This is a genomic window from Rhodococcus sp. MT28, assembly GCF_058792695.1.
Genome location: NZ_JBXAFD010000002.1, coordinates 860,332 through 882,629, shown reverse-complemented (window position 1 = coordinate 882,629; position 22,298 = coordinate 860,332). Strand labels below are relative to the sequence as shown.

The window sequence follows — 22,298 nt, the reverse complement described above, 5'->3', positions numbered from 1 at the left end:
CGACCTACTTACTTCCGCAGGTGTTTCACGATTATGTACAACCAGCTACGGTTTCGCGAGCCCAACGGTAGTCGGCCTTACCGCTGGGCGAGCGGAGGATGGTTGGTACGAGCACGATCGAGCGGGGGATCTTGTACCCGGCGACGTGGGTGCGGCAATGCTCCGACAATGATTCCGTCGCAACATCTTCGAATCCCGGTCGAACCTGCACCACCGCGGCGACCTTCTCACCGAATCGAGTGTCGGGCGCACCCGCCACCAAAGCGTCGAAAACTGCCGGGTGAGTTTTGAGTGCCTGCTCCACTTCTTCGGGGTAGACCTTCTCGCCGCCGGAGTTGATGCACATCGAACCGCGCCCGAGCAGCATGATGGTTCCGTCGGCTTCCATCGTGCCCATGTCCCCGAGTACCGCCAGACGAACCCCGTCGACGACGGGAAAAGTTGCAGCAGTCTTGGCCGGGTCGCCGAAGTAGGCAACGGGAACATGGCCGGCCCGGGCGATGAAACCGACTGTGTCCGAGCCTGGTTCGATGCGACGGAATTCGTCGTCGACAAGAATCATGTTGGGGTTGGATCGAATTCGCTTGGAACCGTCCTCACCGAATTCGACGACGCCGTCGTTGCCGGATTCCGAAGCACCGAATGCATCCTTGATCACCAACCCCGGTAGTCGGGTTGTCAGTTCTGCTTTCAGGTTCGGGGAGAACAACGCGCCACCCGACCCGATCAGTTGGAGAGTCGAAAGGTCGTAGCGCCCTTCGCTTGCGGTGATGGCGTCGGCGATCGGCCGAGCAATTGCGTCGCCGACGACGGTGATTCCGGTGATCTTCTCGGCCTCGACCAGTCGCAACACTTCCATCGGATCGAAGCTGCGGGTCAGCACTCGGGGCGCTCCCATGAGGAATGCCGTGAGCAGTGAATAGATTGCGGCTCCATGCATGAGCGGCGGGATGAGTAGCAGCACAGTTGGATTGGTGTTCGCTACAGCTGCATCCACAACCTCTTCGAGGCTACGACGCGGCGGCCCGCTGAGGTTCGCTCCGGACAGGGCGGCAAAGAAGAAGTCCTCGTGCCGCCACACCACACCCTTGGGCATTCCGGTTGTGCCGCCGGTGTAGATGATGAAATGGTCGTCGTTGCTGCGAGGGCCGAAGTCGCGGGTATCAGTCTGCGCGGCAAGGGCGTTCTCGTAGTCTTCGCCGACGATCAGCACGTGGGTGATCTCCGGACACTGCGGAACCACGGCCAATGCCGTCGGCGCGAATTCCTCTTCGACCAGCAGTGCCACCATTTGAGAGTTGGTGTAGATGTACAGGAGTTCTGCATCGGTATAGCGGAAGTTGACGTTGATCGGTACCGCTCTGATCTTCAAGCAAGCCAGGAGCGCTTCGACGTACTCGACGCAGTTACGCATGTGAATACCGACGTGCTGCCCAGGCTCGACGCCCACCGACTGCAGATGATGAGCGAGTCGGTTCGATCGCAGTTCGAGTTCGGCGTAGCTCAATCGCACGTCTTCCAGAATCAAGGGAACTCGATCGGGGATCGCATCGGCAACGGCCTCGAACAGATCGGCAATGTTCAGGGTCATCGAAATCCTCACTACACGCGTCTTCGCTTACCAGTACAGGTCTTTCGCGAAGCTAACACGTTGGTCGCACCCTGTAGTCCGAATTGCGTAGCGGTCCCGCTGAGCGAGACCTGACGCGCCGCTCACCTGGCGTCAACGGTGCGGATACCTCCCTGACCAAGCCCGATAGCCGAAAGGTAGGGTAGCCTAATGCACTCACGCACCACTCTCCGGAGCCGCACGTCGGTCCGGGTCGCCATGGTTGCCTTGGCGACTGTTTTTGCCGCTACGGCCTGCGGCTCTTCCGACGCCGGCGGCAACGCGAACGGCAACACCGATGTCGCTACCGGCGGCAAGCTGTTCAGCACCGCCGACACGGAAACCGCGAAGCTCGGCAGCGATGCCGCGCCAGGCGAGTTCCCTCGCACCATCACCCATGCCCTGGGCGAGACCACCCTCGAAGCCAAGCCGACCCGCGTCATCGTCCTCGACAGCGGTGAACTCGACGAGGTTCTCTCGCTCGGGATCACCCCGGTCGGCATCGCCAGCCCGGAAAGCGCCGCCGGTCAGCCGTCGTACCTGGCGGACAAGTTGGTCGGTGTCCCCGATGTCGGCACGACCAACAACCTCAACCTCGAGGCGATCACCGCACTGCAGCCCGATCTGATCCTCGGCAGCAAGCTGCGCCAGGACAAGCTTTACCCGCAACTCGCGGCAATCGCTCCGACGGTCTTCAGCATCCGCCCCGGCTTTCCGTGGAAGGAGAACTTCCTCCTTGCCGGTGACGCACTCGGCGAGGAGACCAAGGCTGAGCAGGTTCTCAACGACTACCAAGAGCACGCCGACAAGGTACGTGAGTCGATCGACGGCTCCCCGACCGTTTCACTGGTTCGTTTCATGTCCGGGAAGCTGCGCCTGTACGGCAATCTGTCGTTCATCGGCGTCATCTTGAAGGACGTCGGCCTGCCCCGCCCGGCGATCCAGGACATCGACGAACTGGCCGTCGAGGTCAGCCCCGAAACGATCACCGAGGCGGAGGGTGACCGAATCTTCTACTCCAGCTACGGAAATCCCGCCGACACGGGCCAGACCACCGTTGTTGCCGGCCCGCTGTGGGCAAGCATGGACGCAGTCAAGGAAGGCCGCGCCACCGAGGTGAGCGACGAGACCTGGTTCCTGGGCCTCGGCCCGACAGGTGCCGGCCTGGTTCTCGACGACCTGCAGGCCAAGCTCGGCAAGTAGCCGTCACCGGCACAAAGAACGCCGCCCGACTCTCCGGAGTCGAGCGGCGTTCTTTGTTCAGCGGTTGTCCTGCTCGAGGTGTTCGTTCATCGTCGAGTGAAGGTCGACGAGAAATTCCTCGAATCGACTGAGCAGTTCGGGCGGGTACTTCGCCATCATGGCGTCGAGTCGCACGGCAAGGGGCCCGAAGAACTCGTCCGCCAGGTCCTGCACATGCGCACTGCTGTGCAGCGTGACCACTCGCCGGTCGGCATTCTCTCGGGTCCGGACGATATGTCCCGCCTTCTCCAGGCGGTTGAGCAACGCGGTGGTTGCACCCGACGTCAGCGAGATCCGCTCTCCGAGGCGGGCGGGTGAGAGCGGCGTCCCCTTCTCCTCGGCAGCGGTGATTTCCATCAAGGCAGTCGCGTCGGTGGAATGCAGGCCGAGCCACGACGCGAATCGATGGCTGAATTCGGTGAACGTGCCACCGTACGCGCGGAATTCGTCCATCAGCCGCTCCCGCTCCACGGAGATGTCGCGCGGTGCCTCCACCTCGGTGATCCCACCTTTCCTGTGCCAGACGGCGGCCGGTCGAACCCAGCGCGCACGTTGACAACTTACCGCCTCAAATATACCTTCATAATGAAGTTACTTCACAATGGAGGTTTATTCGTGAACATCTCACCCACCACCCGCAAGTGGTTGGGCCTGATCGCCATTGCACTCGGCGTGGCATTGATCGTCGTCGACACCACGATCGTCAACGTCATAGTTCCCTCGATCATCGAAGATCTCGGGATCAATTCCGTTCAGGCTCAATGGATCCAAGAGTCCTACGCAATCGTGTTCGCGGCACTCCTGCTTCTGGTCGGCAGAGTTGCCGACCTGGTCGGCGCCCGTCGTATCTTCATCGCCGGTGTCGTCGTGTTCGGCGCAACGAGCCTGCTGGCCGGACTGGCGCCGAACGGCGGTCTGCTCATCCTGGCGCGCTTCCTGCAGGGCGCCGGCGCGGCCATGATCCTGCCCACGTCACTGTCGCTTCTGAACGCGATGTTCACCGGAAAGGCGCGCGGCCAGGCCTTCGCGGTCTGGGGCTCCACCATCGGCGCTGCATCCGCCCTCGGCCCATTGCTCGGCGGCTGGCTTGCCGAACATGCCTCATGGCGTTGGGCATTCGGGATCAACATTCCGCTTGCTGCGCTCATTCTGATCGGCGCAGTGCTGTTCATCGCGCCCTCACCCCGCACCGCTGGGCGCATCGACGCCACCGGAGCAGCACTGTCCATCGCCGGGCTCGGCCTGCTGGCCTTCGGCCTCGTCGAGGGACGAACGTACGGGTGGCTGACGACGAAGGAACCCTTCGATCTGTTCGGTCTTTCATGGTCCAGCGGACCGTCGCCGGTTCTGGTGGCGCTGGTTCTCGCCGTTCTGTCGCTCGGTGCGTTCGCCTACCGTCAAACCATGCTCACCCGCAGCGCCGATCCGTCGCGGGCACTGATGGACGTACGGTTGTTCTCCATCTCGTCGTTCCGCAACGGCAACATCGCGACGCTGATCATCGGACTCGGCGAGTTCGGAATCGTTGCGGTGCTTCCTCTCTGGCTCCAGTTCACGCTCGGATACAGCGCCCTCCAGGCAGGGCTCGCGCTGGTTCCCATTGCCATCGGCAGCTTTGTCGCCAGTGGTGCGAGCTTCGGGCTGGCATCGAAGGTCTCGCCGTTGGGCTTGGTCCGTATCGGCCTGGCTCTCGAAGCGCTCGGTCTCGCCGGCCTCGGATTCATCGCTGCGACAGACAGCCCCTGGTGGACTATCGCCGCAGTGCTGTTCTTCTACGGAATCGGCGTCGGTTTTGCGACTGCCCAGGTGACCAACGTGGTGCTCGAGGAGATTCCCGAGCAGAGCGCCGGTCAAGGCTCCGGCATTCAGAGCGCGTTCCGCCAACTCGGATCCGCACTGGGCATCGCTGTCCTCACCACGGTCTTCTTCAGCACTCTCAATTCGACGCTGAACAACGACCTCACCGGATCCGGTGTCGACCAAGCTCAGGCTGATCAGTTGACGCGGGCAGTCACCGACAGCGCAGGCGCCGCCATCGACTCGCTGGCCGGTTCACCGAACACTGCCTTCGTCGCCGACGCTGCCCAATCTGCGATGACTCACGGCATCACACTCGGCGGATACCTTGCGGCCGGATTTGTCGTGGTGGGTCTGATCGCCACGGCGCTCATCCCGAACAAGCCGGCCCCGTCAAACGAGGAGGAAACGAAAGCAGCAGCCGACGTCGCCTGACGGTCGGATCGGTGCAGTACGGTGCCGGTATGCGATTGCCCTGGTCACGGTCAGCACAGTCACGGTCAGCACCGGTGCTCAGTGAGGCCGACATTGTCGCCGTACGTGAGCAAGCACGCGAACTGGTAGTCCCAGGTTTCGCGACGTTCGACGAAATCTGCGAAGCCGCCCGAGACTGTGTCGAGGGCGGCTTCGAGAACGACGAACTCGGCAGTCAGATCGACGCAGTAGTGCGTGAGGTCTGGGACCACAGACTCGAGGAGCAGACCCAGTGGACGGCTCCCGGAGACTTCGAGCGCCTCTCCGCAGCCTTCGCCGAACTCGAACGCAACGGCATCGTGGCCCGGATGAACTTCACCTGCTGCATGCAGTGCGGCACTACCGAAATCGACGACGAACGCACGCCGTCCGAACCCGACGAGAACGGGTATCCCTTTGCTCAGTGGGCGTACACGTTCTTCCACATGCAAGATGCGGAGCGTCTCGGCGACGAGCCGTCCGATCTCTACTTGTCCTACAGTGCGTTTCGTCCGGCCCACGATCTCGATCCCGCGCTGGTCACCGCTGCCTTCGGCGGCGACGAAACCGCCAAGGCACACATGATCGCGCACACCGATCAGACCGTCGGGCGCCAGGTAGCCGACGCACTCCGAACTCAGGGACTGAGCGTCGATTGGAACGGTGACAACAATCAGCGTATCCGTGTCACCGACGTATGTTGGCGTAAACCGCTTCCGCGGTAACACTCCCGTCAACCACCTGACGTTCGATAAATGCTTCCCCGCCGAACAGTCTCCGATTGAACGCCGCAGTCAAGCAGGGGGCTGGGGCCACACCAGCGCCAGCGTCACGACAGGGCAGCAAGCGCTTCCTGAAGCCCAGGGTAAGTGGGGTCTTCGGCGAGAACCTTTTCGATACTCTTGCGCGCAGCTGCTTTCCGGTTCTGGGAGAGATCGACCTGGGCGCGTTCGAGGAGAGCGCGGTGGCGCACCTCGGAAGCGCGGGAGCGGACTCGCAATGCTTCTTTGAAGCTCTCGCGCGCAGCTTCCTTGTATCCGAGCTGAGCGAATGCTCGCCCACGCAGTGCGAGCAGCAGCGCGGTGGCGTCGTCCTCGTTGGTGATGCCGTTGGTCAGATCGACAACGTCTTGGTGCCGGTCAGCGGAACTGTAGAGATCCGCCAGCGAGAGTGCTGCGTGGGCTGTCGGGGTCGCGTATTCGACTGTCCAGATCGCGGCGGGGAGGTCGTCGGCGCTTTGGTGCAATTCGGCGGCGGCGAGGATGAGGACGTCGTCGCTGATGCGCAGGGCAGCTGTGACGCCGTGGACGATTTCTACCGGCCACCTGCGTTCGGGGAGATATCTCTGCATGAAGGGATCCGTGGACAGGTTGACGTGTTGGGCGACGACCCATCCGAGGAGTGAGCGTGCTCGGTGGGCGGCGGCGGGGTTGGTGTCGGCGAATTCGAAGTGCAGCAAGCCTTCCAATGCTGCGGCGAGGATCCGTATGTTCGGGGCGATGTGCCCGTGCCGTTGAGCGACGCCGACGTAGTCGGCTGGTGTCCGTGAGTGCAGGATCTGGAACAGTTCACGCTCCCAGGCCGGCGCATGCGGAGGCGGTATCACAGGCACGGGCAGCGGTGGTGGGAGTTGGGAGACCGGAATCGCTGCGGCAGTGGGAGTTCGGCGACGGGGAGCGGATGTGCTGGTCGGTCGGGATCGGTTGCCCCCGATCGTCGTTTGATGCGAGAGCCCGGTACCTGGCACGGACAGGGTTCGTCTGACGCGGCCGTTGGCGTGTTTGGTGATTCGGGCGCCCTTGACGCCTGCGGAGTAGCCGATGCCGCTGCGGCTGACGTTGACGCGAACCCCGGGGACGATCTGGATGCTTTTGCGGAATCTGAAACCCATGTTCGGCTCCTACAGTTCGTATCCGGCGGGGACGGGCGGGTTGGACCAGTCGATGGGCGGTGGTCCGTGGACTACGGGTGGGGCAGCGGGTTCGGAGGTCGGGGCGTCGGTGTCGTCGTCGACGGTGACACCGAAATCGCGGGCCAGACCGGCGAGTCCGTCGTGGTAGCCCTGACCGACGGCACGGATCTTCCATTGGTGGTCGCGGCGGTAGATTTCGACGGTGACGGCCGCAGTTTCGCTGCTCCAGTCGTCGATGGTGAACGTAGCGAGTGCGCTACCGCTTGCTCCATGGACGGCGATGTCTGCTTGTCCCAGGTCCGCGAGAGTTGCCGGGGTAGTCGCATCGAGACTGAGGACGATCACGATGCGCTCGATCTCCTGATCGAGGCGGTAGAGGTCCACGGTGATTCGGTCTTCCACCGATGTTCCGGCACTTCGTTTGCCTCCGTGGTGAGTGGAATCGTCTCTGGATTCGGCCTGGTTGTAGAACACGAAATCGAAGTCGCCGCGCACCTTCCCGTCGGGGGTGAGCAGGAGCGCCGATAAGTCGGCGTCGATCGCGGGGCGTTTGTGCCATGTGCAGCGCACAACGACCGCGGCCTGACCGAGTGGGGCGTTCTGCCCTTTGCTCAACTGCACGTGATGCACTCCCTTGTACCGGCTGAGCTACATCAAATCAGGAAGTACCTCCGGCCCGCTCGACCGCCGGGTAGTTCAGACGGTACGGCGGACGTCTTCGAGGTGCTATTCCTGCGTGATCAACTCCATCATCAACCGGTCAAGTTTGCTCAACGCTCTGGAGAGGGTTCTAGGGGCCGCGCGGTAGGCGGATTCGGCACGGACACGTACCGACCGCGGATTTCGTACCGCACGCTGCCGCAACACAACTTGGCAGCAACATCACTCACAGATCACCCGCAGCTTCGGGCCCCTAACACTGTGTTCGGTTGTCTCACTGTGGAAAACACATCCCTACCTCGACGGCGACCCCCCGGTCGACGTCGTCGGCGGATACTGCGGCGACGTGAAAGCCCAGCCCCACCCGGAGTTTGGCAACAGTTCGTTCACAGCAGGAATCTGTCGAGGAACGTATTGCTGAATACGCGGTGCGGGTCGTGTTCGTCGAGAGTGGCGAGAGCGAAGTCCCAATTCCCGTCGCCACCGGCACGGAAGGTGGCAGGCACTGTGCTGGTGAGGAATTCGTCGTCCTGGTACGCCGCCTGATCGGTGAATGCCCACCCCTTGGACCACTCCGGACGGAAGGTCGCGTAATCGCCGGAGTAGTTCGCGACCATCCACCGTTCCATTTCGCGAAGGAACGCAGGCAATCCCGCGGTGCCGGGAATCGAGACCACGTTCATCCAGATGGCAGTGTCCCAGTCTTGACGATCCGCCCGCGGCCGCACCGCTGACAGGTCCGGCACTCCGGCGCTGTCGACCAACACCTCGCCGTCATCGTCGACACCGCAGAGACGCACTTCGAACGGCATGTTGACGGGATACCGCCCCAGCGACGCGTAGTGCGTCATTCGTTCGTTCAGCCAACTCGTCATCTCGTGGACCACTCGGCCGATGTTGGACCGCTTGGTGATCACCGCCCCGCCCCCGGCTACGACGCGCAAGGTCGTGTGCCGGAGGTAGAACAGAACGTCTTTCGACCAGCCCCAGAGATCGTCGGTGTCAGTCAGCACCAATCCTGCTGCTACAGCGCCGAACTGAGAGGCGCCGAACAGCGGCGTCGCAGCTTGGAGACCCTGTGCCACCATCCCTAACGGGGTGGTGACTTCTTCGGGAATCGCGTCGGAGAAGAAGTAGTTGTACGGCCCGCTCACCTCTCGGGACTCCGGCGGTTTGACCGGGGTCGGTGTCCAGACCTTGAGCCACGGTGTTTGCGTGAACGGGAACCAGATTGCTTCCACCCGTCCGGATTTCTCGACGAAACTCTCGTAGGTACGCCCTGGCGAACCGGGAGCAGCAAAGAGTTCTTGCCACGGAATGTCGGTGAAACTCTGGCACCGCAGCCGATAATTCTCCCCGGCTTGCAGCGTCACGGAGGTGACGAAGGTTCGACCCAGATGGGCCAGGAAGGCGGTGCTCTCGACGTCCGATCGGTGAAATGTCTTCAGTGCGTACCGATTGATGCCTTCGTCCCACGCCACCACTGTGATCTCGGTGATCAGGTTGCTCAGCGAACCATACGATTGACCAGGGGTGATCGTCTCCCCCACAGCCGGATAGGTTGCCCCGTGGGCACCGATCGCCAGCGCGCCGGCAATGGACAGCTCACCGATCGCCGGAGAGTTGGCCCAGCCGAGCCCTTCTCGCTCGAGCGCTGTCAGAATCGCTTCGATACTGGCGCCAGCGCCCGCCGTGGCTGTTGCGGGTGTGCCGTGCTGCACCACAACCGAATTCAGTTTGGCCATCGTATCGACCAGCAGAACTCGATCCGAAGGTGCGCCGGGCACCACCGTCAACGGACTCCACCCGTGCATCGTTCCCTTCGCACGCACTGTGTACCCGTTGTCGAACGCCCAGTTGGCGAGGGTGACGACGTCATCGCTGTGACGTGCCGTGGCCGTCCACACGCTGTCGAGCATGATTTCTCGCGACCAGTTCGCGTACGCCTGCTGTGACAACGGAATGTCCGACGGAAATCCGGGCGGTGGCGCGATGGTCGATGCCGAACCCCAGGGAACTGCTCCAGCCGGCGCCCAGGAAATGCCCGCGAGAGCAGCTGCGCCGGCACTCGCTGCGAGAAATCCGCGCCGGCTCACACCGTCTTCGCTCGAGCTGTGCTCTGCCATGCGCTCTGCTTGATGCACCACTGCTCACTCCGTCAGCCGACTCGGTTCATGTCAGGGACGAACGTAGAACAAATATGATTACGATGCCAGTGGTTCCGTAATAAAAGTTTTCCGAAGCTCACTGCACCATCGGAGCGAAGACCGCGTAGATCGCTTCCGGGGCACCGTCGAACGCACTGATGATCAACCAGGCAGTCAGAACCGTCAACGCCGGCCCGATCAGGATCTTCTCGAGGTTCCCACCTGCACGGATGGACAGGAATGACGGCAGCCGTTGTTCCCACCATCGTTTGCCGCCGAGCGGAATCAGGGGCGCGAGAAACGGCACCCCTTCCTTGGTGATCGCATCGCCGAGACAGTGCGTGGCGCAACCCAGTGCCACCGCAACACCTAGCCCCGTGGATCCAGCCTCACTCGGATACCACTGCCAGGTGAGGGCAGAGAGCACCAACGCAACGGCGGAGACCGCGAGCCAACCCTTCTCCTTGGCCAATTCACCCGCCAATCCACGGATGGCCAACCCGAGGCAGAAGAACAGGGTGATGATGATGGCTGGCTTCCCGAACTGAACAACCAGCGCCGAGACCCCGGCACCCAACCCGGCGGCGAACAGCGCGGTGTGCGTGAGCGTCCGATGCCCACCACGACGCTTGCCGTCCTTCTTGCCTTTGGTGATGCGGTAGAAGGTCACCGAAATTGCGTCGATGCCTTTGGCCAGAGCCTTGCTGAGCGGACCGAATGATCGCGAAACCGTCGACTGACCGGTATCGAGGTCGGGAAGCAAGGCGGCTCCGGCGCACACCCCGGCAAAGGTCAAAGTTTCCGCAGTGGATGTGGGCCCTCCCCAGTCGAGAGGCAACAACTCCGCAACCACCAACCCCACAGCAGCACCGGACATCGCGTGGGTGGGGCCCATGACCATGAAACACAACACCTTTCGAAACGCGCCCCGCATCAGGCCGTACCGCACCTCTGCAAGACACCACACACATGACGCCGTCGGCGACGGCCCCGGCATGCTCGCCGAGACCGCCCCGAACGTAGCAAGTGCTACCGACAGGCTTGACCAACCTCCAGACCCAGTTGAGTACGGCCGTACCGTTCCAGGTCAAAGCGGTTCATGCGGAGCTTTTTTCGCTCGTCAGCCCGCGGCAACCGTGCATGACAGGGCAACGCCCTCCTCCAGCGGAGCGACACCGGCCATGTCGAGCACCTCTGCCGGAACACCTTCGGTCGTCGGAGCCCACTCGACGGTCGGCAACGCCGGCACCCCTTCACGCGCAACGAATGTCGCAGCTTCGCTCGGCACTTCGATAGTGACTGCGGCCGCACCGGCCTCCTCCGCGCGCACAACCTTGCCCTCGTCGATGAGCTTCTGCAGCTCCTCGTCGGAAATCGGCGCCGCGACACCACACGCTACTTCGGGAGCCACACCCAACTCGGCTGGAGCGGTCGCGATCGATCGAACCGCCACCGGCGACCCGTCGGAGATCGGGTTGGAAGCCCAGGCGATTCCCGGCGCCACTGCCATACCGAGGACCGCCACGGACGCCACCACCACACCGGTCCGGCGGGCCCGCTTGCCGTTCACTTTCAATCGCGTCATCGTAGTTCTCCTTGATCGAATGTTCTCGAGTTCTCGGCGCGGTCGCATCCGAGAAACCCGAGGTTATGAAGCCAACACTGCAGATCTGTTGTCGGTTTCTTAGGAGTTGATGAGAATGCGACGGCCCTCGCTCCGAGCGAGGCCCCAGGCCTTGATCCGATGGCACCATGGCTGGGGTGAGTACACGCGAGCGCATCCTGATCGTTGACGACGACGCGAAGGTTCTGAATTCGCTCGAACGTGGACTCCGATTGTCGGGCTTCGACACGGCAACTGCCGTCGACGGACGATCGGCCTTGTCATCGGTGAACAAGCAATGCCCGGCCGCGCTCGTTCTCGACGTCAACATGCCCGGCCTCGACGGCGTCGGGGTGGTGACCGCCCTGCGCGCGATCGGCAACGAGGTTCCGATCTGCGTACTCAGCGCCCGAAGTTCCGTGGGTGATCGCATCGCGGGGCTGGAGGCGGGCGCCGACGACTACCTCACCAAGCCCTTCGAGTTGGCCGAGCTCGTCGCCAGACTCCGCGCATTACTTCGACGCACGACGCGAGCCACCCCGTCGGTCGACCATCCGATCACGGTGGGACCGCTGACGGTCGATCTCCGTGGCCATCGAGCGCACATCGACGGTAGGCGAATCGAACTCACCAAAAGAGAATTCGACCTGTTGTCGGTACTCGCCGAGCACGCCGGTGTCGTACTCAGTCGCGCACAACTCCTGCGACTCGTCTGGGGTTACGACTTCGCCGCCGACACCAATGTCGTCGACGTCTTTGTCACCTACCTACGCAAGAAACTCGAAGTCGACGGAGCGCCCCGCGTGATCCACACAGTGCGTGGGGTGGGCTTCGTCCTGAGGGCCGAACGATGAAGCGGCCGCTGTCACTTCAGACTCGCGTAGCCATCGCCTCGGGCCTGGCCGCCGGAATCGTGATTGCCGCGATCGGAATTGCGTTCGCGGTCTTTCTGCGTGTCAACGGATCCGAACAACTCGAACGCACTCTCGATTCCGTCACCCTGGGCGTCGCGGCGAGTGCGCCGAGCCCGCTATTCATCGAAACACCAACTGCAACAACAGAACCATCCGTGGTCAGCCCCGGATTCAACGCCGCGACCGTCAGCGCCTTGGCTACCACCGATGTTCGCAGTCGTGATGTTCTGGTGCCCGGCGACAGCGGCGCCGCACTGGCCGTCAGCATCCCCGAAGACCCACTGACCCAGGCAAATCCGTGAGCAGCAGTTCCAAGTGGCCGCTGCAGCAGTGGTCGCCATCCTTGCCGCGGCCGGGCTCGGTTGGTTCCTCACCGGCCGAGCCGTCCGGCCACTACAGCAATTGACCGAGACCACCAGTTCGATCGGCAACAACCTCGACGTCGACGGACTCTCGCGCCGGGCACCGTCGGTACGTGGAACGCGAGAAGCCGAAGAACTGTCGGAGGCAATCCACAGCATGCTCAGTCGCATCGAAAGCGATCGAAGCCGCACCGAGGAGGCGTTGGAGTCGGCACGCGATTTCGCTCGCGTCTCCGCCCACGAACTGCGCACACCTCTCACGTCGATGCGTACCGATCTCGAAGTTCTCGCAACACTCGATCTCACGGAAAGCCAACGGCGCGAACTGTCCGGCGAATTGTTGGAAGCGCAGCGCCAGATCGAGCGCACCCTGACCGACCTCGAGACTCTAGCCCTGGGTGACGTGGCCGATCCCGAGGATTGTGCCGACGTCGATCTCGTCGAGGTTGCCGATCGCGCCGTCGCTGACGCCGGCCGTCTGCACCCGCAGGTCGACGTTCGTTTGAAAGCACCGGAAGAACTTTCGGTTCAGGCCTTTCCCGCGGGTATCCGTCTGGTGCTGACCAACGCCGTCACCAATTCCGTTCGGCACGGCAATGCCGACGAAGTCGAGATCACCGTCCGATCAGGGGCTGCGACGGGTTCGGCGACGGTTTTCGTCGACGACAACGGCACCGTGATCGCGCCTTCGGAACGCGAAGCTATGTTCGAGAGATTCGTTCGTGGTACCGGTGCGGGCGACGCCGGAAGCGGTTTGGGACTGGCCCTCGTCGCGCAGCAGGCGAGGCTGCACGGCGGTAGCGCGCGACTCGACAAGAGCCCACTCGGCGGAACTCGATTGATCTTCTCGATCAACCCAATTCGACGTGCAGAGCCTCGAGCAGCGGCTTGGCCGCCTCGTCGAAGAATCGGTCTTGGGTATCTCCACCGATCTGTACCAGTGCCACATCGGTGAATCCGGCGTCGGTGTATGCCTTGACCGCTTCGACGATCACATCGAGATCGGGACCACACGGAATGCTTTCAGCTACATCCTCTTTGCGCACGAACTGAGTCGCACCCGAGAAGCTCGCCGGCGTCGGCAGTTCGGAGTTCACGGACCACCCTCCGCCGAACCACCGGAACTGCTGATGAGCTCGTGCAATTGCCGTGTCGCGATCAGGGTCCCACGAGATCGGAATCTGACCGATGGTCCGGCCTGCGGGAGCCAATCCGTATGCTCGGCCGTGCACGTGCTTCCACAAGTGCACTAGCTCCGAATCCGGTTGCACGGCAATCAGATCGTCGGCCATCGGACCGAAACGCTCGACGGACTTGTCTCCGGACATGGCCAGCGCCAGCGGAACCGGGTTCTCGGGGAGATCCCAGATCCTGGCGGACTGGACGTCGAAGTACTCCCCCTTCCAGCTCACCAGATCTCCGGCGAGCAGTGCGCGAATGATGCTCACCGCCTCCTGCAGCATGTCCTGGCGGGTGTCGATGGACGGCCAACCCTCGCCGACCACATGCTCGTTCAGGCTCTCGCCACTTCCCAATCCCAGGGTGAAGCGTCCGTCCGCGAGGATCTGGATCGTCGCAGCTTTCTGAGCGACGACGGCGGGGTGGTACCTCACGGTCGGACAAGTCACGTACGTCATCAAACCGACTCGCTCGGTGGCGTGGGCGACTGCCCCCAGCACCGACCAGGCGTAGGGCGCATGCCCCTGCTCGGTCAGCCACGGCGAGTAGTGATCACTCATCACTTCGAAGTCGAAGCCGACTTCTTCGGCCCGAACTGCATGGCGAACCAGTTCTTTCGGACCTGCCTGCTCCGTCATCAAGGTGTAGCCGAATCGTGCCATCACTGATCAACTCCCGGTATCTAGGCCTGAAACGAGTTCGGAAATCACACTGCCGTCGAGGTGGTCGAGGAGGTCGCGGGCGTCGTCGTACACGGCAGCCGCACCCGCACCTTCGAGTTCGTCGGTCGACATGCCGCCGCTGCGCACTCCCACAGCCACAACGCCCGCCCATGTCGCCGCCTTCATGTCCCAGACGGCATCCCCGACCATGACCGCATTGCCCGCGTCGACACCTGCCTTCGCGAGCGCGACCTCGATCAGGTCCGGATCAGGTTTGGCCTCGTCGACGGATTCCGAAGAGGTGGCGGCGTAGATCATTTCGTCGATGTCGAGCGTCCGGCGTAGCAACTTCAGTTCGTCGTCCGGCGCCGAGGTAGCGAGCACCACGTGCAGTCCGAGCGAGTGAACTCGGCGGATCAACTCGCGCGCTCCCGGCAGTACTCGGAGACGGTCGGCCGACTGCCGGTAGTACGTGGTGTGAAGTTCTTTGGCTCGCGGTCCGCACCCGTCGATGTCTTCGCCGAGCAAGGACTCCAGTAGTTGGTCTCCGTCCATGCCGATGCTGCGGTGTACCCGCCACGCGTCGACCGGGCGACCTACCTCGAAGAAAGCTCGCGACCACGCTTCTACGTGCAGATAGTTGGAATCGACGAGCGTTCCGTCGATGTCGAAGAGAACCGCACCTATTGCCATGGGAATTGACTGCCCAACACCTCGGTTCGCGAAACTTGTGCCCCGAGCATTCTCAGCTCGAGAAGCGGATCATGGAGAGTGCGAACAGCAGAAGTGCACGTCGAACAGGGGTGTCGTCATGGAGTCAGTCGTTGTATTCCTTCTCGCATGCTTCGTCTATTGGTTTGCGCTTCTGTAGTTGGGTAGACGGAAACGGACCGCTGCCGGGAAGTGATTTCCCTTGCAGCGGTCCGCATTCGGTAGACCTAAGCGATGCTCATGTCAGCGGGTCACTGACCTGCGCGTACACCTTCTTCGACGCGCTTGCCCAAATCTGCGTCGACGTTCTTCCAGTACTCGAAGACACGCAACAGAACTTCCTCACTAACGCCGGCAAGGGCGTGGCCGACGATGTTGCTCACCAGGCGCTCACGAGCTGCGTCGTCGAGAACTTCACGGACCAGCGTTCCGGCCTGCGTGAAGTCGCCGTCCTCGGCGTGCTCGATGTATCCGGCGCGCACTGCCTTGCCGTCGAATGCCCACAGTCCTTCGTCACCGGCAACCGACGGATCGGCATGCGGTCCGCCGTACGAGTTCGGTGCGTACACCGGCGTCGACGGGGAATTGAAGCTGTAACGCATGGCGCCCTCCTTGGAGTAGGAGTTCACCTCGTTCTTCGGGGCATTGACCGGCAGGTCGGCGTAGTTGGTGCCGATGCGGTAACGATGTGCGTCGGCGTAGGAGAAGACGCGGCCGAGAAGCATCTTGTCCGGGCTGAATCCGATGCCGGGCACCACGTTCGACGGCTCGAACGAAGCCTGCTCGATCTGCGCGAAGAAGTTCTCCGGATTGCGGTTCAGCGTCCACTTGCCGACCTCGATCAGTGGGTAGTCCTTCTGGGACCAGACCTTGGTGAGGTCGAACGGGTTGAAGCGGTAGCCTTCGGCCTCGTCGACCGGCATGATCTGAACCTTGAGTGTCCAGCTCGGGAAATTACCGGCCTCGATGGCGTTGTACAGATCCGCGCGGTGGTAGTCGGGATCGCTACCGGCGAGGCTGTCTGCTTCGGCCTGCGTCAGGAACTCGATGCCCTGATCGGTCTTGAAGTGGTACTTCACCCAGAAGCGTTCACCCGCAGCGTTGACCCACTGGTAGGTGTGCGATCCGAAGCCGTCCATGTTGCGCCAGGTCTTCGGGATACCGCGGTCACCCATCAGCCAGGTCACCTGGTGAGCGGTCTCGGGACGCAGAGTCCAGAAGTCCCACTGCATGTCGTGGTCACGAAGACCGGAGCCGGGCAGTCGCTTCTGCGAACGAATGAAGTCGGGGAACTTGATGGCGTCCTTGATGAAGAACACCGGGGTGTTGTTGCCGACGAGGTCGTAGTTTCCCTCTTCGGTGTAGAACTTCATCGCGAAACCGCGCGGATCGCGCCAGGTGTCCGGGCTGCCCTGCTCACCGGCGACGGTGGAGAAGCGGACGAGTGACTCGGTCTTCTTACCCGGCTGCAGGAACGCGGCCTTGGTGTACTTGCTGACGTCGTGTGTGATGACGAGTTCACCGAAAGCGCCGCCGCCCTTGGCGTGGACGATGCGCTCCGGGACACGCTCGCGGTTGAACTGCGCGAGCTTCTCGATCAGGTAGTGGTCGTGAAGGAGCACCGGCCCCTGAATACCCGCGGTCAGCGATTCGTCATCACTTGCGACCGCGATACCGAAATTGTTGGTGGTGGGCTTGGTCATGGCGAAGCCTCCTAGCGTTGTGGGCTGGGCGTCAGAGGAGCGGGGCTGCATCCGAGTCGAACGCATGGGCTGCATGCGAGGTGGCTGACTCGGAGGTTCTGGACGCATCAATTCGATTCTGCGAGACCGCGTCCGACTCGGTGTCGGATTCGGCAGAATTCTTCAGGCAATCTTCGCAACGGCCCCAGAACACGACCTCGGCTTCGTCGATTTCGAAGCCGTGATTATCGGAAGGTTCGAGGCAGGGAGCTTGGCCGACAACACAATCGACGTCGACGACCTTGCCGCAGCCGCGACAGACGAGGTGATGGTGGTTGTCACCAGTCCTCGTCTCGAACCGTGCGGGCGAACCCGCCGGCTCGATGCGTCGCAGCAATCCTGCGTTCACGCATGCCTTCAGCACGTCGTAAACGGCCTGTGTGGATACCGATCCGAGCTGCTGCCGCACGAGTGCTGCAACAGAATCGGCGTCTGAATGCGGTTGGGCTGTAACCGCATCCAGCACGGCGAGGCGCGGAGCAGTGACCCTCAACCCGACGGCGCGCAATTGCGCTCGGGGGTCGAAGTCATGCTCTCCGTCTCGCATGTTTCCCAGTATGCCGCTTTTCTGGAATTAGTCAAGAAAAGGATTGCCTAAGTTGAATCGAGACCGGTGTCACATATCAAGGACGGGAACAAATACGGGCAGACCGCCGTTGAACACCCTGTCGGCGTCCGAACAAGCCCCGGGCCCCACCCCTTTTGTCGCTGCGAGCGACCACCCGCCGAGAGGCGCCTGTGGGACGTCGACACCTGACTTTCACACCACACGACCAAGGCCGCCCGGTCACTGACGGGCGGCCTTGGTCGCTTTTTCGCAGGTCAAACCCCCGTTACCGACGCCTGGCCGCTCCCGTAGTCATTTTTCCGCCCAGAATCACGACGCCGTGATGGGTGCCCGCAGCCAACCAGTCCGGCAGGGTCCGCCCCTCTGCCTCGACGCTCACGCGCGCGTATCGGAACGATCCCGTCAGCCTTGCCGACGCGATCGCCAGACCTCCACCGGACTCCGGCTGCGCAAATCCCAACGCCCCGGCAATCGGCAGACGCGGCCCGAGCATCCGCGTATCCGAACGCACCCGCCAACCGTCGCCGGTTGCAGTGAATTTCTGCTGCACGTCTCCGTCGAACTCGGCCAGAACCTTGGGTAGTTGCCAGTGGACTCGCCCACCGTGCACCGACGGTTCCGAATCCACCGCGATGAAAGGGACCGCCATCCGCGGCATAGGCCCGATCCGTTTCCCTGGCGCATGCAAGACCGGACTGGCGAGGATCTCGCGATACGGGCCGACCGGCGAATCGAGGTAGTCCACCATCATGGCCACCGTCATCGGAATCGTTCGACCATCCGGGCCGAGCTCGCGTGCCGCCGACGTACTGCGGTGCCACCACAGTGTCGCGCGAACGCGAGCCGGCCACGGCGGCGGATCACTCACCGGCCAGTCGACGCGGTCACTTGTCGATTCAGGCACGCTCCACATCGGACACCTTCTCAGCTCGAATGGTCAGGGGAAGCCGCAAAGCGCCTGGTGCATGCGTCGGCACCACTGGATCGGACGGCAAAGTCGGATCGATACGTACGTATGGCTCGCCGGTCTTCGGGCGGGCGTCCGCGCCACCCTTGTTCGGCCACATCGCGCACGCTCGTTCCGCCTGCGCAGTGATGGTCAGGGAAGGATTCACTCCGAGATTTGCGCTCACCACCGAACCGTCCATGACGTGCAGTCCCTCGTGACCGTATGCACGCAGATACGGATCGACGACGCCACTCGACGCGCTGTCACCGATCGCGCAGCCACCCAGAAAGTGTGCCGTCATCGGGATGTTCACGATCTCGGCGATGGAACCACCCGGGTCGCCGTCGATCTTCTCGGCGACCTTGCGAATGGCTGTATGACCCTGCGGAATCCACTGAGGAGGTGGATCGCCCGGTCCCGGTCTACTGGTGAGGGAGCGCCCGAATCGTTTGGTGTTCTTGGAAAGTTCGAGGGAGTTGTCGTCGGTCTGCATCACCAGCGCGATGACGGTTCGCTCGGACCAGTTCCGTACCGACAACGACCGCAAGAACGCTCCTGGGTGTCGGGCCGCGACTGCCAGAGTCTTCAGCACCCGGGGAGTTCGCCCACCGCCGTCACTCAGGACGGTCTGCAGAAGTCCTATTGCATTGCTGCCCTTGCCGTATCGCACCGGCTCGATGTGCGTGTGATCATCCGGGTGAAAGGACGACGTGATGGCTACACCCTGCGTGAAGTTCCGTCGACGCGACTTCGACGTTGCGGCCAGTACGGCTTCGGAATTGGTACGTACGACGGTGCCGAGAGTATCCGACAGGCCCGGCAGGGCACCGGATTCCTTCATACCGAGCAGCAGTCTCGCCGTTCCGTACGTTCCGGCGGCAACCACCACCTGATCGGCGGTGAACCGAACTTCTCGCCGGCGGACGCCGTCCGTTCGCCTCGCGAGCAGGCGGTAACCACCGCTTGCCCCCGGCCGAAGGTCGGTGACGGTCGTGAGCGGATGAACCCTGGCGCCCGCTTGCTCGGCGAGATGGAGGTAGTTCTTGACCAGCGTGTTCTTCGCACCGACTCGGCAGCCGGTCATACATCCCCCGCATTCCGTGCAACCTGTGCGTTCGGGTCCTTTTCCGCCGAAGAACGGGTCCGGCACGGAAACTCCTGCCTCCCCGAAGAAAACACCGACGGGGGTGGACGTGAAGGTCTCCCCCACGCCCATCTCTTCGGCTACGTCCTTCATCACCGCATCGGCAGGAGTGAAGGACGGATTGGTGCGAACACCCAACATCCGTTTGGCCTGGTCGTAGTACGGCGCCAGTTCGTCGTGCCAGTCAGTGATGTGCGCCCACTGACGGTCTTCGAAGAACCGATTGGGTGGCTGATACAACGTGTTGGCGTAGTTCAACGACCCACCTCCGACGCCGGCCCCCGCCATCACGAGCACATCCGGAAGAAGATGGATGCGCTGAACCCCATAACATCCGATCCACGGCGCCCACAGGTACTTTCGAAGTCTCCAACTGGTTTCAGGCAACTCGTCGTCGGCAAACCGTCGACCGGCTTCGAGCACCCCGACGCGGTAGCCCTTCTCCGTCAGGCGAAGAGCGGCGACACTGCCACCGAATCCCGAACCGATAACCACCACGTCGTAGTGCGTCGCGGTCATGCCTCGACGCTTTCGATCTTGCGAGCGGAGTAGTTCTCCCGATCGAAATGCTCCAGCAGCGAACGGAATTTGAAAGTGAACGTCGGCCACTGCACCGAGTTGCGCCCCTCCGGATCGATGTACCAACTCGAGCATCCGCCCTTGTTCCACACCGTGTGCTGCAACTCGTGCTGAATTCCCTTGTTGTAGTGCACCTGCACCGTCTCGTTCACGTCGAGGGCATCGATCCGCTCTCGCTTCATGGTGTTCAAGGCGTCGTTGACGTACTCGGCCTGGGACTCGAGCATGTACACGATCGAACTGTGTCCGAGGTTGGTGTTCGGACCGTACATGAGGAACAGATTAGGGAACCCGCTGACCGCAGTACCCTTGTACGCGTTGGGGCTACCGTTCCAATGTGCGGCCAGCGTCTCGCCACGTTTTCCGGTGATCAGATGCGCAACAGGCGGTTCCGTCGGCGTGAACCCCGTGGCGAAGATGATGGTGTCGACCTTGTGCTCGACGCCGCTTCCGTCGACCACTCCGTTTTCGGTGACCGAGACGAGCCCACTGTCGACCAGGCTCACGTCCGCGCGGTCAAGGGTGCGCAACCAGTCGTTGGACAGAAGCATGCGCTTGCAACCGATCGTGAAATCGGGAGTCAGTTTCCGGCGCAACTCCGGATCTTTCACCTGTCTGCGCAGATGAAGGCGCGCGGCCGCCTCGAAGGCAGGCAGCACCCACGTCGCGTGCGACATCGCGGCACCGAGTAGCTCGCGGAAGCCGTAAACCCACCCTCGAATCACCTTCTGTGTAAAGGGAATCCGCGAGTACACGGCCTTCTGTGCAGCAGGCAGGGTGCGATCCATCCGCGGAATCACCCAGGCCGGAGTTCGCTGGAACACGGTGACATGGGCAGCAGGGTCGGCAATTTCGGGAACGAACTGAACCGCCGACGCTCCCGTTCCGATCACGGCTACGCGCTCACCACGCAGTTCATGTTCGTGGTTCCACGTCGCCGAATGGAAAGTGGTCCCCGAGAATTGGTCGAGGCCGGGGAAATCCGGGATCTTGGGCGTCGACAACGCTCCGGTCGCGGCGACCAGAGCTTTGGCCGTCAACGACCCTCGAGATGTCCGAATACGCCACAGCGCCGCATCCTCGTCCCACACAGCAGCTTCGAGTTCGCAGTTCAGGACTACGCGTTCCACGATGCCGGTGTCTGCGGCCACCTTCTTCAGATAGTTGTAGATCTCGGGTTGACGAGCAAAGGTATGACTCCAATCGGCGCTCGGCGCAAAAGAATACGAGTACAACGCCGTCGGCACGTCACAGGCACAGCCTGGATAGGTGTTGTCGCGCCAAGTGCCGCCGATGTCAGCTCCACGCTCGATCAACACGACGTCTGCAGCGCGGTTGTCGCGAAGCATTCTGGCGGCCAAGCCCATACCGGCAAATCCGGCACCGACGATCAGCGTTTCGACATGTTCGGGAAGCTTCACTTCTTCTCCACTCGGGATTGCCAGGCCGGCAACAGTCGCGCTCTGAGCGCGTCGTCGGCTTCGGATGTACGAAACAGGGCTGAGACGGCAAGCCCACGAACGAGTTCGATGGTGAGTTCGACCGACTCGGAATCGAACCGATCACCGAACAACTCGGCGCTGCCGAACTCGAGCGCCTCACTCACCTTGCGTTCGAGGGGCACCGTCGCCGCATGCAGAACGGGATCGGTCCGCGCCGCGACCCACAATTCGAGGGCGGCATAGAACAGCGGCCCGGAGAACGCGTCCGACAGGACCTCGAGGCCTCGACCACGATCCACTTCAGCGGTGAGGATTTCTTCCAGCCGCTTGTCGACCAGATACTCGACGGCCGCAACGACCAGCGATTCCTTGGTCGGAAAATGATGCAGTTGCGTACCCCGCGAGACGCCTGCGCGGCGGGCGATCTCTTGCGTGCTGGTCCGTGCGTAGCCCAGCTCGACCAACGATTCGACGGCGGCGTCGAGGAGGCGCCCACGCATCGCCGCTGTACGTTCGGCCTGGGTACGGCTTACTTTCACATCGGAAGTGGTCTCGGTCACAAGACAACTGTAGAGCCGAAACGTAAAACAGTCCAGGCTGACTTCAAATCTTGACACGTAACA

The 22,298-nt window shown here is 62.5% G+C and carries 21 protein-coding genes; 6 read left to right on the top strand and 15 right to left on the bottom strand.

Annotation, left to right across the window (positions count from 1 at the left end; translation table 11 throughout):
* Positions 1–31: 31 nt before the first annotated feature.
* Complete coding sequence (locus AC1Q6C_RS12410) at positions 32–1,591, bottom strand: acyl-CoA synthetase (protein ID WP_221742609.1); 1,560 nt, start codon at positions 1,589–1,591, stop codon at positions 32–34.
* Positions 1,592–1,780: 189 nt separating this feature from the next.
* On the opposite strand from AC1Q6C_RS12410, the gene AC1Q6C_RS12405 reads away from it, so the two are divergent.
* Entirely contained in the window at positions 1,781–2,812 is a 1,032-nt protein-coding gene (locus AC1Q6C_RS12405) for an ABC transporter substrate-binding protein (protein ID WP_230359450.1), read from the top strand.
* A gap of 57 nt (positions 2,813–2,869) precedes the next feature.
* Here AC1Q6C_RS12405 and AC1Q6C_RS12400 read toward each other — a convergent pair whose 3' ends face one another.
* On the bottom strand, positions 2,870–3,346 hold the full coding sequence (locus AC1Q6C_RS12400; RefSeq protein ID WP_003943458.1) for a MarR family winged helix-turn-helix transcriptional regulator: 477 nt from the start codon (positions 3,344–3,346) through the stop codon (positions 2,870–2,872).
* Positions 3,347–3,466: 120 nt separating this feature from the next.
* On the opposite strand from AC1Q6C_RS12400, the gene AC1Q6C_RS12395 reads away from it, so the two are divergent.
* A complete protein-coding gene (locus tag AC1Q6C_RS12395) occupies positions 3,467–5,083 on the top strand; it encodes a DHA2 family efflux MFS transporter permease subunit (protein ID WP_042446649.1) in 1,617 nt (538 codons plus the stop codon).
* Between the two features lie 29 nt (positions 5,084–5,112).
* Positions 5,113–5,826, top strand: coding sequence for a DUF6891 domain-containing protein (locus AC1Q6C_RS12390; RefSeq protein ID WP_230359449.1), 714 nt, complete (start codon positions 5,113–5,115; stop codon positions 5,824–5,826).
* A gap of 104 nt (positions 5,827–5,930) precedes the next feature.
* Here AC1Q6C_RS12390 and AC1Q6C_RS12385 read toward each other — a convergent pair whose 3' ends face one another.
* From AC1Q6C_RS12385 to AC1Q6C_RS12365, 5 genes are all read right to left on the bottom strand, one after another.
* Positions 5,931–6,992 (bottom strand): DUF4236 domain-containing protein, encoded by a 1,062-nt coding sequence (locus tag AC1Q6C_RS12385; protein WP_397523939.1) that lies wholly within the window; start codon positions 6,990–6,992, stop codon positions 5,931–5,933.
* Positions 6,993–7,001: 9 nt separating this feature from the next.
* Positions 7,002–7,634 (bottom strand): TerD family protein, encoded by a 633-nt coding sequence (locus AC1Q6C_RS12380; RefSeq protein WP_230359447.1) that lies wholly within the window; start codon positions 7,632–7,634, stop codon positions 7,002–7,004.
* 425 nt (positions 7,635–8,059) lie between these two features.
* A complete protein-coding gene (locus tag AC1Q6C_RS12375; protein WP_230359446.1) occupies positions 8,060–9,799 on the bottom strand; it encodes a cholesterol oxidase substrate-binding domain-containing protein in 1,740 nt (579 codons plus the stop codon).
* A gap of 118 nt (positions 9,800–9,917) precedes the next feature.
* Positions 9,918–10,721 (bottom strand): metal-dependent hydrolase, encoded by an 804-nt coding sequence (locus tag AC1Q6C_RS12370; RefSeq protein WP_007732353.1) that lies wholly within the window; start codon positions 10,719–10,721, stop codon positions 9,918–9,920.
* A gap of 219 nt (positions 10,722–10,940) precedes the next feature.
* On the bottom strand, positions 10,941–11,405 hold the full coding sequence (locus AC1Q6C_RS12365) for a light harvesting protein subunit alpha (RefSeq protein WP_209911090.1): 465 nt from the start codon (positions 11,403–11,405) through the stop codon (positions 10,941–10,943).
* 167 nt (positions 11,406–11,572) lie between these two features.
* Between AC1Q6C_RS12365 and AC1Q6C_RS12360 the strand changes: the two genes are divergently transcribed.
* The 3 genes from AC1Q6C_RS12360 to AC1Q6C_RS12350 are packed head-to-tail and all read left to right on the top strand — an operon-like array spanning position 11,573 to position 13,654.
* Positions 11,573–12,277, top strand: coding sequence for a response regulator transcription factor (locus AC1Q6C_RS12360; protein WP_003943475.1), 705 nt, complete (start codon positions 11,573–11,575; stop codon positions 12,275–12,277).
* Positions 12,274–12,639 carry a hypothetical protein gene (locus AC1Q6C_RS12355; RefSeq protein ID WP_230359445.1) on the top strand — a complete coding sequence of 122 codons (366 nt, stop codon included), beginning with the start codon at positions 12,274–12,276 and terminating at the stop codon, positions 12,637–12,639. Before AC1Q6C_RS12360 ends, AC1Q6C_RS12355 begins: the two co-directional genes overlap by 4 nt.
* Positions 12,640–12,652: 13 nt before the next feature.
* Positions 12,653–13,654, top strand: a complete 1,002-nt coding sequence (locus AC1Q6C_RS12350) for a sensor histidine kinase (RefSeq protein ID WP_230359444.1) — start codon at positions 12,653–12,655, stop codon at positions 13,652–13,654.
* Here the strand turns inward: AC1Q6C_RS12350 and AC1Q6C_RS12345 are convergent.
* The 8 genes from AC1Q6C_RS12345 to AC1Q6C_RS12310 all read right to left on the bottom strand — a co-directional run bounded on the left by AC1Q6C_RS12345 (position 13,551) and on the right by AC1Q6C_RS12310 (position 22,175).
* Positions 13,551–14,540 (bottom strand): LLM class F420-dependent oxidoreductase, encoded by a 990-nt coding sequence (locus AC1Q6C_RS12345; protein WP_007732341.1) that lies wholly within the window; start codon positions 14,538–14,540, stop codon positions 13,551–13,553. The two genes, AC1Q6C_RS12350 and AC1Q6C_RS12345, sit on opposite strands and share 104 nt — an antisense overlap.
* Before the next feature lie 6 nt (positions 14,541–14,546).
* A complete protein-coding gene (locus AC1Q6C_RS12340; RefSeq protein WP_003943463.1) occupies positions 14,547–15,233 on the bottom strand; it encodes an HAD family hydrolase in 687 nt (228 codons plus the stop codon).
* Positions 15,234–15,502: 269 nt separating this feature from the next.
* Complete coding sequence (locus AC1Q6C_RS12335; protein WP_003943483.1) at positions 15,503–16,954, bottom strand: catalase; 1,452 nt, start codon at positions 16,952–16,954, stop codon at positions 15,503–15,505.
* Positions 16,955–16,985: 31 nt separating this feature from the next.
* Positions 16,986–17,540: a Fur family transcriptional regulator gene (locus AC1Q6C_RS12330; RefSeq protein WP_003943517.1), complete on the bottom strand. Its 555-nt coding sequence runs from the start codon at positions 17,538–17,540 to the stop codon at positions 16,986–16,988.
* A 286-nt stretch (positions 17,541–17,826) separates the two neighbouring features.
* Positions 17,827–18,474, bottom strand: coding sequence for an acetoacetate decarboxylase family protein (locus tag AC1Q6C_RS12325; protein WP_065351829.1), 648 nt, complete (start codon positions 18,472–18,474; stop codon positions 17,827–17,829).
* Positions 18,458–20,173: a GMC oxidoreductase gene (locus AC1Q6C_RS12320; protein ID WP_065351828.1), complete on the bottom strand. Its 1,716-nt coding sequence runs from the start codon at positions 20,171–20,173 to the stop codon at positions 18,458–18,460. Before AC1Q6C_RS12320 ends, AC1Q6C_RS12325 begins: the two co-directional genes overlap by 17 nt.
* A complete protein-coding gene (locus AC1Q6C_RS12315; protein WP_064689100.1) occupies positions 20,170–21,654 on the bottom strand; it encodes a flavin-containing monooxygenase in 1,485 nt (494 codons plus the stop codon). Before AC1Q6C_RS12315 ends, AC1Q6C_RS12320 begins: the two co-directional genes overlap by 4 nt.
* Positions 21,651–22,175 (bottom strand): TetR/AcrR family transcriptional regulator, encoded by a 525-nt coding sequence (locus AC1Q6C_RS12310; protein ID WP_202427151.1) that lies wholly within the window; start codon positions 22,173–22,175, stop codon positions 21,651–21,653. The genes AC1Q6C_RS12315 and AC1Q6C_RS12310 overlap by 4 nt, the downstream gene beginning before the upstream one ends.
* Positions 22,176–22,298: the final 123 nt, after the last annotated feature.

Bases quoted from the DNA above. Each gene is read 5' to 3' on its own strand.
- AC1Q6C_RS12365 (WP_209911090.1), bottom strand. From the start codon at position 11,405: ATGACGCGATTGAAAGTGAACGGCAAGCGGGCCCGCCGGACCGGTGTG.
- AC1Q6C_RS12385 (WP_397523939.1), bottom strand. From the start codon at position 6,992: ATGGGTTTCAGATTCCGCAAAAGCATCCAGATCGTCCCCGGGGTTCGC.
- AC1Q6C_RS12390 (WP_230359449.1), top strand. From the start codon at position 5,113: ATGCGATTGCCCTGGTCACGGTCAGCACAGTCACGGTCAGCACCGGTG.
- AC1Q6C_RS12405 (WP_230359450.1), top strand. From the start codon at position 1,781: ATGCACTCACGCACCACTCTCCGGAGCCGCACGTCGGTCCGGGTCGCC.
- AC1Q6C_RS12320 (WP_065351828.1), bottom strand. From the start codon at position 20,173: ATGACCGCGACGCACTACGACGTGGTGGTTATCGGTTCGGGATTCGGT.
- AC1Q6C_RS12410 (WP_221742609.1), bottom strand. From the start codon at position 1,591: ATGACCCTGAACATTGCCGATCTGTTCGAGGCCGTTGCCGATGCGATC.
- AC1Q6C_RS12310 (WP_202427151.1), bottom strand. From the start codon at position 22,175: ATGCGTGGGCGCCTCCTCGACGCCGCCGTCGAATCGTTGGTCGAGCTG.
- AC1Q6C_RS12375 (WP_230359446.1), bottom strand. From the start codon at position 9,799: ATGGCAGAGCACAGCTCGAGCGAAGACGGTGTGAGCCGGCGCGGATTT.
- AC1Q6C_RS12330 (WP_003943517.1), bottom strand. From the start codon at position 17,540: ATGCGAGACGGAGAGCATGACTTCGACCCCCGAGCGCAATTGCGCGCC.
- AC1Q6C_RS12360 (WP_003943475.1), top strand. From the start codon at position 11,573: ATGGCTGGGGTGAGTACACGCGAGCGCATCCTGATCGTTGACGACGAC.
- AC1Q6C_RS12355 (WP_230359445.1), top strand. From the start codon at position 12,274: ATGAAGCGGCCGCTGTCACTTCAGACTCGCGTAGCCATCGCCTCGGGC.
- AC1Q6C_RS12340 (WP_003943463.1), bottom strand. From the start codon at position 15,233: ATGGCAATAGGTGCGGTTCTCTTCGACATCGACGGAACGCTCGTCGAT.
- AC1Q6C_RS12345 (WP_007732341.1), bottom strand. From the start codon at position 14,540: ATGGCACGATTCGGCTACACCTTGATGACGGAGCAGGCAGGTCCGAAA.
- AC1Q6C_RS12370 (WP_007732353.1), bottom strand. From the start codon at position 10,721: ATGGTCATGGGCCCCACCCACGCGATGTCCGGTGCTGCTGTGGGGTTG.
- AC1Q6C_RS12325 (WP_065351829.1), bottom strand. From the start codon at position 18,474: ATGTGGAGCGTGCCTGAATCGACAAGTGACCGCGTCGACTGGCCGGTG.
- AC1Q6C_RS12335 (WP_003943483.1), bottom strand. From the start codon at position 16,954: ATGACCAAGCCCACCACCAACAATTTCGGTATCGCGGTCGCAAGTGAT.